Origin of the sequence: Streptomyces sp. NPDC001941 (assembly GCF_040296945.1) — a bacterium.
Lineage (GTDB): Bacteria > Actinomycetota > Actinomycetes > Streptomycetales > Streptomycetaceae > Streptomyces.
The window spans coordinates 82,167-94,033 of sequence record NZ_JBEOYE010000033.1 but is presented as its reverse complement, the minus strand read 5'-3'; the positions used below and the strand labels follow the sequence as shown (position 1 = coordinate 94,033).

The following is an 11,867-nucleotide window of genomic DNA, read 5'->3' as shown; positions in this document are numbered from 1 at the left end:
CGCATGGTCAAGGAGTACAAGGCCGAGCTCATGCACCCGTACTACGCAGCCGAACGCGGCCTCGTCGACGACGTCATCGACCCCGCCGAGACCCGGCAGGTGCTCGTGCGCGCCCTGGCGATGCTGCGGACGAAACACGCAGACCTGCCGTCGCGCAAGCACGGCAATCCCCCGCAGTAGCCCTACGAAAGACGGGGCGTGGCGGGAGCCGGCCGCGGCCGGAGCCGTTCTTCCGCTCTCCCGTGACCAGGAGACATGTGATGGTGAAGCAGGAGCGGGCCGCCCGTACGCGACAGTCGTTGATCCGCGCGGCCGCCGAGGTGTTCGCGGAGGAGGGCTTCGCCCCGGCTTCGCTCGCCACGATCAGCAGGCGGGCCGGGGTCAGCAATGGGGCGCTGCACTTCCACTTCGAGAGCAAGAAGGCGCTCGCCCAGGCCGTGGAGGACGAGGCGGCCGAATGCCTGCGGGAGATCACCAAGCGCGTGGTGGCGTCGGAGGACGACGGGGGAGCGCTCCAGGCCCTCGTGGACGCCACCCACGCGCTCATGAGCCGACTGGCCGCGGACGTCGTCGTGCGGGCGGGCTTCGAGCTGAGCGGCGACGCGTCGCGCGGCTCGGGGTCCTTCCTGCGGCGGGACTGGCAGCGGTGGATCGAGGAGATGCTGCGGCGGGCCGAGGAAGAGGGCCGGCTGGCGGAGGGGGTGTCCGCGCAGGACGCGGCCAGCGCCGTGGTCGCGGCGACGGTCGGGTTCGAGGTCCTGGGCAGTGCCGACCGGGCCTGGCTCTCGGAGCGGAAGGTGACGGGGCTGTGGGACCTGCTGCTGCCCCGGCTGGCCGAGCAGGAGAACCTGGTGTCCGTCAGCTCCGCCCCCGGAACGGTCTGCATCACCGACCACGAAGTCGGTGAAGAGGACGCTTCCGCATAGAGAACCGACTGAACGTTATTTTTTACGGTTGTCGATCACCTGTGTCCCCTGGGTCGCCCTCTGGCGGCGACCTGCTGTGAATCCCCCCGTTTATGCAGGTCACGGGGGGATTTTTTAGTTGTATCGGACCGCTATCGGATGGCTGTAGGCCCGCTTGAGTGGATCATGGCACACTCTAAAAACAGCGCGAACGGTTTGGTATTGACAAACCGTCCGCCCTGTTTTTTACTCGAAGCATCAGCCAGTAGTAGAGGCAACCGAACAGGGGAGACGGCGTGGACATCGACGTACTGGGCGCATTGGCCGTCCGGGAGAACGGGGTCTCCGTGACCCCCACGGCACCCAAGCCGCGGCAGGTGCTGGCCCTCCTCGCGCTCCACGCCGACCAGGTGGTCCCGGTGGCCACCCTGATCGAGGAGCTCTGGGGCGACCGGCCCCCGCGCAGCGCACGCACCACCCTGCAGACCTACGTGCTGCAGCTCCGCGAGATGATCTCGCTCGCCCTGGTCAAGGACCCCGAGGGCGCGGAGCCGCGCACCGCCAAGGACGTCCTCGTCACCTCCCCGGGCGGCTACCTGCTCCACACCAACGGCGGCACCAGCGACGTGCGCGAGTTCGAGCGGCTGGCCGGCGTCGGCTACCGCGCGATGGACGCCGGGGACTTCCCGGGCGCCGCACGGCAGCTGCGCGACGCGCTCTCGCTGTGGACCGGCTCCGCCCTCGCCGACGTACAGGCGGGCGCGATGCTGGAGATGGAGGTGCGCCGCCTGGAGGAGACCCGGCTGTGCGCCCTGGACCAGCGCATCGAGGCCGACCTGCGCCTCGGCCGCCACCGGGAGCTGCTCGGCGAACTGACCGTCCTGGTCAGCCGCTACCGCACCCACGAGAACCTGCACGGCCAGTTCATGCTGGCCCTGCACCGCTCCGGACGACGAAGCGAGGCCCTGGAGGTCTACCAGCGGCTCCGGAACGCGCTGGTGCGCGAGCTGGGCCTGGAGCCCTCCGGCGGGCTGCGCAGGCTGCAGCGCTCGATCCTGATGGCAGGCCCCGAGCCCGCGCTCGACCCGGCTGCCCACGGGAAGGGCAACGACCGCCTCAGCCGCGTCGGCTGACGATCCGTCGGCAGTCGACCCGTCACGGGGTGGAGAGGAGCCGCAACATGCAGGCCAGGTCGGAGCGCACCCGCCAGAGGCTGGTCCACGCGGGCGCGGAGATGTTCAACCGCAACGGATACGCCAACGCGACGCTCGGCCAGATCGCCGGGGCCGCGGGGATGACGAAGGGCGCGCTGTACTTCCACTTCGCGTCCAAGGACGGTCTCGCGGACGCCGTCCAGGAGCGCGGGCGCGCGATGCTGGGCGAGTTCGTGCAGGCCCAGTGGGAGGCGGGCGTCTCGCCGGTGCAGGCGCTCATCGACATGACGCACTGGCTGGCGCGCACGCTGCACGAGGACCCGGTGATCCGCGCCAGCTTCCGCATCACCAACGAGTGCACCTGGCGCCAGCCGCCGGTCACCGACTTCCACCAGGCGTGGATCACCGAGGTGCTGCGCCTGATCGGACAGGCCAGGGAGGCGGACGAGATCCCGGCGGCGGTCCCGGGCGGGGACGGGCCCGAGGCACTGCTCTCGGCCACCGTCTGCGGCATCGGGGTGCTGGCGGGCACCGGACTGCCGCCGGCCGAGCTCAGCCGCCGGGTCGCCGTGATGTGGGAGCCGCTGCTGGTGGCGCTCGTCCCGCCGGCCGCGGCGGGCCGCTACCGCAGGGTGCCGCCACCGCCCGCCGAGGCACCGGAGCGGGACTTCCTGGTCCGTACGGCGTAGTCGGCGGGACGCCCGTCCCGCCGCGCGTCCCTCGCGCGGACCAGGTCCGCGCCCGCAGTTCGGTCCGGGCGGCGATGCCCGGGCCCGGACGATCCACCGATACTTCCGTGGTCGGCCGCCGCCAGGCGCCAACCAGCCGGGACGGACCCCCTTTGGAGCCAAGTCCATGCCGCACGAACGCCAGACATCCCTGAGGGCCGTGCCCGTCGCGCTGCCCGACGACGCGCTCACCGAGCTGGTGGCGATGCTCGCCGGAGTGCTGCGGCTGAAGCCCGAGAAGATCGATCCGGAGCAGACCTTCCGCTCGCTGGGGCTCGACTCGCTGCTCACCGTCGAGTTCGTGGCCACCGTCAACGCCCGCTACGCCACGGCCGTCCGGGCGGCGGCCCTCTTCGACCACCCCACCCCGCTGTCCTTCGCCCGCCACGTGGCGCGCGAGCGCGGGATGCCCAGCCCGGCGGCGCCCCCGGCCCCCGTCGCGCCCGCCACCCCGCTGACCCCGCGCCCGCTGCACACGCTGCAGTCGGCCCCGCTGTCGCAGGCGGAGCCGGTCCCGCCGGTGCGCCACCGGCCCGTGGAGGTGCCCGAGATGCCGGTGCTCGACGTGCTGCGCGAGGAACTGGCGCGCATCCTGTGCTGCGACCCGTGGGACATCGACGCCACGGCCGCCTTCAACCTCCTGGGGCTCGACTCCATCCTGGGCTCCGAGTTCGTGGCCGTGCTCAACCGCGTGTACGGACTGCGGGAGCCGGCCGTCACCCTCTACGACCACCCCAGCCTCAACGCGCTCGCGGCCCACGTCACCGCCCTGCGCGCGACCGCCGCCCCGATGGGCCTCGAAGAGGTCCTGGACGCGGTCCGCGACGGCCGGCTCTCCGTGGACGACGCGCTCGGGCTGCTGCCCCGGCAGGCCTGACGCCGCCAGGAGACCGGAGACGATGGACGACCGCGAGATACTCACCCGCTTCAAGGCGGGCACCCTCGACCGCGGCCAGGTGGTACGCCTCCTCGCCCGGACGGTGCCCGCCGACGAGGACCCGGCCCCGCCCGCGCCCGTACCCCTGCCGCCGCAGGAGGTGCGGGCCGCGGTGACGCCGGAGCCCGCACCGCCGCCCCCGGAGGCGACCCGGCCCGCGCCCGTCGCGGACGACCGGGTCGCCGTCATCGGCATCGCGGGCCGCTACCCGCTGGCGGCCGACCTCGACGCGTACTGGAACAACCTGTGCGACGGCCGGGACACCGCCACCGACACGCCCATCGGCCGCCCGGGTCCGGTGCCGCTCGCGGACGGGCAGCGCGCCCACTTCCTGGACAACGCGGCCGAGTTCGACCCCGACTTCTTCGGCCTGACCGCCCGGGACGGCGCGCTGATGGACCCGCAGGAGCGGCTGTTCCTGGAGACCGTCTGGCAGGCCCTGGAGGACGCGGGCTGCACCGGCTCGCGCCTGGACTCCCTGACCGGGCCCGACGGCAGGACCCGCTCGGTCGGCGTGTTCGCCGGGGTGAGCGCCGCCGACTACGCGCTGCTCGCGGCCGCCGCCTGGGACCGGGGCGGGCGCAGCATGCCGCGCAGCGGGCAGTGGAGCCTGCCGGGCCGTCCGGCCGAACTGCTCGGGCTCACCGGCCCGGTGCAGGCCGTCGACGCCGCGGACGCCTCCGCGCTCGCCGCCGTCCACCTGGCCGTCGGCGCGCTGCGCCGGGGCGAGTGCGCCGCGGCCGTCGCCGGGGGAGCCGAACTGCTGCTGCACCCCTCGCGAGGGCGCGAGGGTGCGGGCGAGGGAGTGGGCGCACTGGTGCTCAAGCCGCTCGCGGCGGCGCTGGCCGACGGCGACCGGATCCACGCCGTCGTACGGGAGACCTCCACCGGCCCCGGCGGGGCACCGGCCGGCGCGCTGCGCGAGACCCGCCGTACGACCGCGTGCCGGGTGGGGGAGGCGGGTGCCGCCCTCGGGGCCGCCGCGCTGACCGCCGCCGTGCTCCAGCTGCGCCACGCGGCCCTCGTCCCGATCGGCGACGGCTCCGGGGCCGCGCCCTGGGCGTGGGAGGGCGAGGGGCCGCGGACCGCCGTCGTGGACTTCGGCGCCGGTACGGGTCCGGGCGCGCGGGTCGTGCTCGAGGAGCCCCCGCGCACCGAGCCCCCGGTGGCCGTGCGGCAGGCCGGGGACGAGCGCGACGCGCTGTTCCTGCTCTCCGGGCCCACCCCCACCCATCTGGCGGCCGCGGCCGAGCGGCTGGCCGACTGGCTGGCGGGGCGGCGGGAGGCCGACCTGGCGGCGGTGGCCCGCGAGCTGAGGTGCGCGCGTGCGGCGCAGCCCTGCCGGCTGGCCCTGCGGGCGGCGACGGTGGACGAACTGGCCTCGCTGCTAAGGGACTTCACCGGTGCGCCGGAGGCCCGGCACGCCGACCTGCGGGCCGGGGGCGGCGATCCGCTGCTGCTCGCCGAGCTGCCCGAGACCGCGGACTACCTGGCGGCGCTGTGGCGCGGGCGGCGGGTGGAGCAGCTGACCCGGCTGTGGCTGTCGGGGGTGGACGTGGACTGGGCCGGTCTGGAGCGGCGGGAGCCGTCGTGGCCGGGGGCGCGCGGAGCGGGCGGGTTGCCGGGAGCCGTGTTCCTGCGGCGCGAACTGTGGCTGGAGCGGAGCGGATGAGCGGGTCGGCGCACGGCCGCAGGGACGCGGTCAAGCTGTGGTTCTGCCCCAACGACGAACTCGCCCCCGGCATCGCGGCGATCCTGGGGACCCACTGGCTCGACGAGCACGAGCAGGAGATTGCAGGAAGGTTTCTCTTCGAGCGGGACCGGCGCCAGTACCTGGTCGCGCACGCCCTGGTGCGGCGCGTGCTCGCGCTGGAGAGCGGGGTGCCCGAGGCCGAGGCGGTCATCTGGCGCTCCTCGCGCGGGCGGCCGTTCCTGCAGAAGCCCGTCGAGGGGCTGCCGCGCGGTGGGCGCGAGCTGGACTTCAACCTCTCGCACACCAACGGCCACAACCTGCTCGGCGTGGTGCGCAGGCACCGCATCGGCGTGGACGTGGAGCGCCTGGACCGGGCCGACCACGGCTTCGAGACGATCGCGGAGACCTTCGCGCCGGAGGAGCAGGAGTGGGTCGCGCAGGCGCCGCCCGGGCGGGCGCGCGACCGGCGGGTGCTGCGGCTGTGGACGCTGAAGGAGGCGTACGCCAAGGGGCGCGGCCTCGGACTCGGTCTGCCCTTCGACGAGTTCGCCTTCACGCTGGCGGAGGACCGGGGCGTGCTCGGCTTCCGGCCGCCGTCCGACGAGCGCTCCGGGCGCTGGCGGTTCGTGGAGCTGGAGCCGGTGCCCGACGTGCTGGCGGCCGTCGCGGTGATGGCCGACGAGGACGGGCCCCCGGCGCTCCAGCTGCACCACGGCTTCCCGTGGGGGAGGGCCGCGCCGCGCAGCCTCGCCCTGCCCGAGCCGGTCGGCGCGCCGGTCTGATCCCGGCGGGTCCGATCGCAGTGGTCCGGTCCGGTCCCTCCGGTCCCGTCCCACCAGGGCTCCAGCGGGGCTCCGCCGCGCTACCAGCCGGGCCCCCGCCGCCCTGTGCACACTTCTCAGGAGGCTTCAGGGAGGGACGGGCCGCCGGTCGAGGGGTCCGCGAGGGATGGGGGCGGCGCCCGTGGTGCTGGTACGGCGCGGTGGCGAACTCGCCCTCCTCGAAAGCCTGCTCGCGGACGCGCGGCGGGGCACCGGCGGCGCCGCCCTGGTGACCGGCGGTCCCGGCAGCGGCAAGTCCGCGCTCCTGGACGCCTTCGCGCTCCGCGCCGCGCGGGGCGGGGCCCTGGTGCTGGCCGCCACCGCGTCCCCGGCCGAGGCCGACGTGCCGCTCGGTGTGGCGGGGCAACTGCTCAGCACCGTACGGGAGGAGCCCGGCGAGGGGCCCGAGGCGCTGGACGAGGCGCTGCGCGACCGGGCCGACGGGCGGCCGGTGGCCGTCCTGGTCGACGACGTGCCGTACGCGGACGGACCCTCCGCCCGCTGCCTGCTCTACCTGTGCGGACGGCTCGCGGCGCGCGGCGTCGTGCTCGTCCTGGCCGCGCGCACCGGCGCCGCGGCGGCCGACGAGTCACCGCTGGCCGGGCTGCTGCGCCATCCGCGGCTGACCGGGGTGGCGCTGGCCAACCTGGCCGAGTCGGACGTCGGTGAACTCCTGGCGGCCGAGGGCGTGCCCGCGCGGGCCGCCGACTGGTACCGGTTCAGCGGCGGCAACCCCGCGCTGCTGCGGGGCCTGGTGGAGGACCACCGGGCCTGTGCGCCGGTGCGCTCGTCGCGGCCGGTGGCGGGCGCCGCCTTCCGCCGCGCGGTCGCGGGCTGCCTGCGCGGCGCGGTGGAGGGCGCCGCGGACACCGCCCGGGCCCTGGCCGTGCTCGCCGACACCGCCACGCTGACCCGGCTCGCCCGGCTGCTCGGGCGTGAGGAGCGGGCCGTGGGCGTCGCCCTGGAGGCCCTGGCCGCGGCCGGGCTGCTCGACGGGGGACGGCTGCGCCACGAGGGCGTGCGCGCCGCCGTGCTGGCCGGCCTGCCGCCCGGCGAGGCCGCCCGGCTGCACGCCGGGGCGGCCCGGGTGCTCTACGAGGACGGCGGCGAACTGCCGCTCGTGGCGCGGCACCTGGAGGCCGCCGACGGCGCGGGGCCCGGTCCCGCGTGGGCCGCGCCGCTGCTCGCGGAGGCCGCCCGGCACGCGGCGCGGGCGGGCGGGGACGGGTCGCGGCGGGCGGCGCGGTTCCTGCGGGCGGCGGCGCGCAGGTCGGACGGTGACGCGCGGCTCGTACCGGCGCTGGCCCGGGCCGAGTGGGAGCTGGACCCGGCGGCCGTGGCGCGCCACCTCCCGGTCCTGGAGGGCGGTCGGTCCGCCGACGCGGTCGGGCCGCTGCTCTGGCACGGGCGCGTGGAGGCCGCGACGCGTGCCGCGAGGGCGCTCGAAGACCCGGTCATGGCAGCGGAATTGGCGGACTTGATCGGATATGTCTACCCGAATGGGTCGGTGGACCTATCACGGCGTGATAACCCGGTCGCTCCGGCCGGCCCGGTCGACCTATCACGGCGTGATAACCCCCGGGCCCCGTCACGCGGTGACAGGGCCGGGGACCCGTCACCCCTCGTTGACCCCGACGCCCCGGAGGGCGTCGCCGAACGCGTCCTGGTCTCCCTGACGTACGGCCACGCGCCCGCGCCCGGGGCCCCCGCCGTGCTCGCCGCCCTGCTCTGGGCGGGGGAGACCCGGCGCGCCGCGCACTGGTGCGCGCTCACCGACACCGAACCCGCCGCCACCTCGCCGACCCGGCGGGCCGTGGCCCTGGCGGCCGCCGCCGTGGTGCGGCTGCGCACCGGCGACCCCGAGGGCGCCGCGCACCGGGTGCGGCAGGCGCTCGACCTGGTCCCGCACGACGGCTGGGGCGTGGCGCTCGGCATGCCGCTGGCGGCGGGGGTCCTGGCGGCGCACCGGCTCGGGCGGCCCGAGGAGGCGGCCCGGCTGCTCGCCGTACCCGTGCCGGACGCCATGTTCCGCAGCCGCGCGGGGCTGCACTACCTGCTGGCCCGGGGCCGACACCACCTCGCCCTCGGCCGGCCGCGCGCCGCGCTCGGCGACTTCCACGCCTGCCGCGACGCCCTGGCCGGCTGGCGCGTCGAGCCCGCCGGGGCCCTGGACTGGCACCCGCACGCGGCCGAGGCGCTGCGCGCGGGGGGCGGCGCGCCGGGGGAGGGCGGCGACCCCATCGACGTACTCACCGAGGCCGAGCGGCGGGTCGCGGTGCTGGTCGCCCAGGGCTGCACCAACCGCTCGATCGCGGCCCGGCTGTACGTGACCCCCAGCACCGTCGAGCAGCACCTGACCCGGATCTACCGCAAGCTGCGCGTGAAGACCCGGACCGGTCTCGCCGAACTGGTGGTGCCGACGGCGTCCTGAGCACCGGCACCGCCCTCCTCAGCGCGCCCCCGCCGTGCACAGGCCCCGCTCGTTCTTGCGGCCCAGCAGGCCGGCGGCCACCAGCTCCGCCAGGACCGGGGACGGCTCGTGCTCCGGCGTCGCGAAGTCCTCGTACAGCCGCTCCTGGATGGCCAGTGACACGTCGAGGCCGATCGTGTCGAGCAGCGCGAACGGGCCCATGGGGTAGCCGAACCCGCGCTGGATCGCCGCGTCCGTCTCCTCGATGTCCACGTCGGCCCGGTCCAGCAGGGCCAGCGCCGCGCCCAGGTAGGGGAACAGCAGGCCGTTGACGATGAACCCGGTGCGGTCGGCGCACTCCACCGCCGTCTTGCCCAGGCCCGTCACGAAGGCGCGGGCCGTGGCCAGCGCGTCCGGGGCCGCCGCGTCCGTGTGCACCAGCTCCACCAGGCGCATCACCGGCGCCGGGTTGAAGAAGTGGACGCCGACCACGTCGGCGGGGCGGCCCGAGGCGCGGGCGCACTCGGCCACCGGGAGGGAGGAGGTGGTCGTGGCGAGCACCGTGCCGGGGGCGCACACCTCGCCGAGCCGGGCGAACACCGCACGCTTGGCGGCCAGGTCCTCGGCGACCGCCTCGATCACCAGGTCGCAGCCGGACAGCCACCCCGGGTCGGCGGTGGCGTCGAGCAGGTCGAGCGCGTCCTCCTTGCCCCGGGCGGTCACCTTGCCGCGCCGCACGCCGCGCGTCAGGGACTCCTCGATCGCGGTGAGCGCCCGGTCCGCCTTGTCGGTGGAGCGCGCCAGGAGGACCGTCGGGTGCCCCGCCGACGCGGTGACCTCGGCGATGCCGCGGGCCATCGCGCCGGAGCCGACCACGCCGACGCGCCGCACCGGACGGGCCGTCCCGGCCGGGCGGGCCCCGTCGTCGGCGCGGTCGAGGACCGCGCCCGCGTCGTCGTACGCGTAGAAGCCCCGGCCCGTCTTGCGGCCCAGGCGTTCGGCGGCCACCATCCGGCTCAGCAGCGGCGCGGGCTCGAAGGCGTGGTCGCCGGTGCGCCGCCACAGCTCGCACAGCGCGCGGTGCGCGGTGTCCAGGCCGATCCGGTCCAGCGTCTCCAACGGGCCCGCGGGCAGGCCGCAGCCCAGCCGCATGGCGGTGTCGATGCCGGACGCGGTGGCGTAGCCCTCGTCGCGCAGCACGACGGCGCGGTTGAGGAAGGCCAGGACCAGCGCGGTCGCGTCGGCGGCCGGGCGGGCCCCGATCGGGACCGGAGTCAGGCCGGTGTCCGCGACCAGGCCGTCCAGCGCGGTAGCGGTGGGCCGCGAGGCCAGGGCGGTGCGCACCGGCACGGCCGGGGCGCCGGGCGCCGGCGGGCCGAACAGCCGCAGCCCCACCACGTCCGCGGGCCGTCCCGCGGAGGTGCCGAGGCGCGCCACGGACAGGCCCGCCGTGGTGGTCACCAGCGGTGTGCCGGGCGGCACCAGCGCGACGATCCGGGACAGCACGGCCGACTTGAGGGCGGCGTCCTCCGGCACGGCCTCCACGACGATGCCCGCGCCGCGCACCAAGGCGTGGTCGGCGGTGAAGGTGACCGCGGGCCGGTCGGGGCCCTCGGGGAACGCGGCCTTCAGCCGGCGGCCCGCGCGGGCCAGGGCGTCCAGGTCGGTGTCGACCGCGACCACGCGGTGGCCGGCCGCGTGCAGCAGGTGCAGCAGGGCCTCGCCGACCGAGCCCAGGCCGACGACGGCGGTGGTCGGCGCGCTCATGCCGTCGTCGCCCCCTCGCGGAAGCGGTTGATGGCGTCGAGGTGCTTCGCCCGTAGTTCCTCGTTCCGTACGCCCAGGCCCTCGCGGGGCGACAGGGCGAGGACGCCGACCTTGCCCTGGTGCAGGTTGCGGTGGACGTCGTAGGCGGCCTGGCCGGTCTCCTCCAGGGAGTAGACCTTGGAGAGGGTCGGGTGGATCTTCCCCTTCACGATCAGGCGGTTGGCCTCCCAGGCCTCGCGGTAGTTGGCGAAGTGGGAGCCGATGATGCGCTTGAGCGACATCCACAGGTAGCGGTTGTCGTACTCGTGCTTGAAGCCCGAGGTGGAGGCGCAGGTCACCACGGTGCCGCCCTTGCGGGTCACGTAGACCGAGGCGCCGAAGGTCTCGCGGCCGGGGTGCTCGAAGACGATGTCGACGTCCTCGCCGCCGGTCAGCTCGCGGATCCGCTTGCCGAACCGCTTCCACTCCTTGGGGTCCTGGGTGTGCTCGTCCTTCCAGAACTGATAGCCCTCGGCGTTGCGGTCGATGACCGCCTCGGCGCCCATCGCGCGGCAGATCGCGGCCTTCTCCGGGCTGGAGACCACGCACACCGGATTGGCGCCGCCGGCCAGCGCGAGCTGCGTCGCGTACGACCCGAGTCCGCCGCTGGCGCCCCAGATGAGGACGTTGTCGCCCTGCTTCATCCCGGCGCCGTTGCGCGAGACCAGCTGGCGGTAGGCGGTGGAGTTCACCAGGCCCGGCGAGGCGGCTTCCTCCCAGGTCAGGTGCTCGGGCTTGGGCATCAGCTGGTTGGACTTCACCAGCGCGAGCTCGGCGAGGCCGCCGAAGTTGGTCTCAAAGCCCCAGATGCGCTGCTCGGGGTCGAGCATCGTGTCGCCGTGCCCGTCCGCCGACTCCAGCTCCACCGAGAGGCAGTGGGCCACCACGCGGTCGCCGACCTTCCAGCGGTTGACGCCCGGGCCGGTGCGCAGCACGACGCCCGACAGGTCGGAGCCGATGACGTGGTACGGCTGGTCGTGCCGGGCGGCGCTCGGGGACCGCTTCGCGTACCGCTCCAGGAAACCGAACGTGGGCAGCGGCTCGAAGATCGAGGTCCACACGGTGTTGTAGTTCACCGAGGAGGCCATCACGGCGACGAGCGCCTCGCCCGCCGACGGCTCCGGCACCGGGACGTCCTGCAGGTGCAGCGACTTGCGCGGGTCCTTGTCGCGGGTGTCCATGCCGTCGAACATGCCGGTGTCCTCCTTGCGGACCACGGCACCGCGGTAGCTGTCGGGGAGTCGCAGACCCGCGAAGTCGCGCGGCGTCGCATCCTCGGAGAGAAGGGCGCTGATGATCTCTTCCACGTGAATTCCCTTGGTTCCCTCGGAGTCGGGAGTCGGTGTCGGGAGAGCGCAGCGTGCGCGTGAGGGGAGCGGAGCACGGCGAGCACTTCCCAGCAGGGTGCGGCCG

Annotated in this window: 10 protein-coding genes; 8 read left to right on the top strand and 2 right to left on the bottom strand. The window is 75.3% G+C overall.

What is annotated here, in order from left to right; all coding sequences use genetic code 11:
- The 8 genes from ABT160_RS22490 to ABT160_RS22455 all read left to right on the top strand — a co-directional run.
- A partial coding sequence (locus tag ABT160_RS22490; protein ID WP_351649514.1) for a carboxyl transferase domain-containing protein occupies positions 1 to 180 on the top strand: 180 nt, incomplete at its 5' end.
- An 80-nt stretch (positions 181 to 260) separates the two neighbouring features.
- Entirely contained in the window at positions 261 to 926 is a 666-nt protein-coding gene (locus ABT160_RS22485; protein WP_351649513.1) for a ScbR family autoregulator-binding transcription factor, read from the top strand.
- Between the two features lie 275 nt (positions 927 to 1,201).
- Entirely contained in the window at positions 1,202 to 2,038 is an 837-nt protein-coding gene (locus tag ABT160_RS22480) for an AfsR/SARP family transcriptional regulator (RefSeq protein ID WP_351649512.1), read from the top strand.
- 47 nt (positions 2,039 to 2,085) lie between these two features.
- A complete protein-coding gene (locus ABT160_RS22475) occupies positions 2,086 to 2,748 on the top strand; it encodes a ScbR family autoregulator-binding transcription factor (protein WP_351649511.1) in 663 nt (220 codons plus the stop codon).
- A 166-nt stretch (positions 2,749 to 2,914) separates the two neighbouring features.
- On the top strand, positions 2,915 to 3,664 hold the full coding sequence (locus tag ABT160_RS22470) for an acyl carrier protein (protein WP_351649510.1): 750 nt from the start codon (positions 2,915 to 2,917) through the stop codon (positions 3,662 to 3,664).
- A 22-nt stretch (positions 3,665 to 3,686) separates the two neighbouring features.
- Positions 3,687 to 5,396: a beta-ketoacyl synthase N-terminal-like domain-containing protein gene (locus ABT160_RS22465; RefSeq protein ID WP_351649509.1), complete on the top strand. Its 1,710-nt coding sequence runs from the start codon at positions 3,687 to 3,689 to the stop codon at positions 5,394 to 5,396.
- Positions 5,393 to 6,199, top strand: coding sequence for a 4'-phosphopantetheinyl transferase family protein (locus ABT160_RS22460; protein WP_351649508.1), 807 nt, complete (start codon positions 5,393 to 5,395; stop codon positions 6,197 to 6,199). The genes ABT160_RS22465 and ABT160_RS22460 overlap by 4 nt, the downstream gene beginning before the upstream one ends.
- A 166-nt stretch (positions 6,200 to 6,365) precedes the next feature.
- A complete protein-coding gene (locus ABT160_RS22455; protein ID WP_351649507.1) occupies positions 6,366 to 8,669 on the top strand; it encodes a LuxR C-terminal-related transcriptional regulator in 2,304 nt (767 codons plus the stop codon).
- Between the two features lie 18 nt (positions 8,670 to 8,687).
- On the opposite strand, the gene ABT160_RS22450 is transcribed toward ABT160_RS22455, so the two are convergent.
- Complete coding sequence (locus ABT160_RS22450) at positions 8,688 to 10,415, bottom strand: 3-hydroxyacyl-CoA dehydrogenase family protein (protein WP_351649506.1); 1,728 nt, start codon at positions 10,413 to 10,415, stop codon at positions 8,688 to 8,690.
- Complete coding sequence (gene ccrA, locus ABT160_RS22445; protein ID WP_351649505.1) at positions 10,412 to 11,761, bottom strand: crotonyl-CoA carboxylase/reductase; 1,350 nt, start codon at positions 11,759 to 11,761, stop codon at positions 10,412 to 10,414. Before ccrA ends, ABT160_RS22450 begins: the two co-directional genes overlap by 4 nt.
- Between the last annotated feature and the right edge of the window lie 106 nt (positions 11,762 to 11,867).

Coding starts and splice junctions, on each gene's coding strand:
- ABT160_RS22475 (WP_351649511.1), top strand. CDS start 2,086: ATGCAGGCCAGGTCGGAGCGCACCCGCCAGAGGCTGGTCCACGCGGGC.
- ABT160_RS22465 (WP_351649509.1), top strand. CDS start 3,687: ATGGACGACCGCGAGATACTCACCCGCTTCAAGGCGGGCACCCTCGAC.
- ABT160_RS22460 (WP_351649508.1), top strand. CDS start 5,393: ATGAGCGGGTCGGCGCACGGCCGCAGGGACGCGGTCAAGCTGTGGTTC.
- ABT160_RS22485 (WP_351649513.1), top strand. CDS start 261: ATGGTGAAGCAGGAGCGGGCCGCCCGTACGCGACAGTCGTTGATCCGC.
- ABT160_RS22455 (WP_351649507.1), top strand. CDS start 6,366: ATGGGGGCGGCGCCCGTGGTGCTGGTACGGCGCGGTGGCGAACTCGCC.
- ABT160_RS22450 (WP_351649506.1), bottom strand. CDS start 10,415: ATGAGCGCGCCGACCACCGCCGTCGTCGGCCTGGGCTCGGTCGGCGAG.
- ABT160_RS22470 (WP_351649510.1), top strand. CDS start 2,915: ATGCCGCACGAACGCCAGACATCCCTGAGGGCCGTGCCCGTCGCGCTG.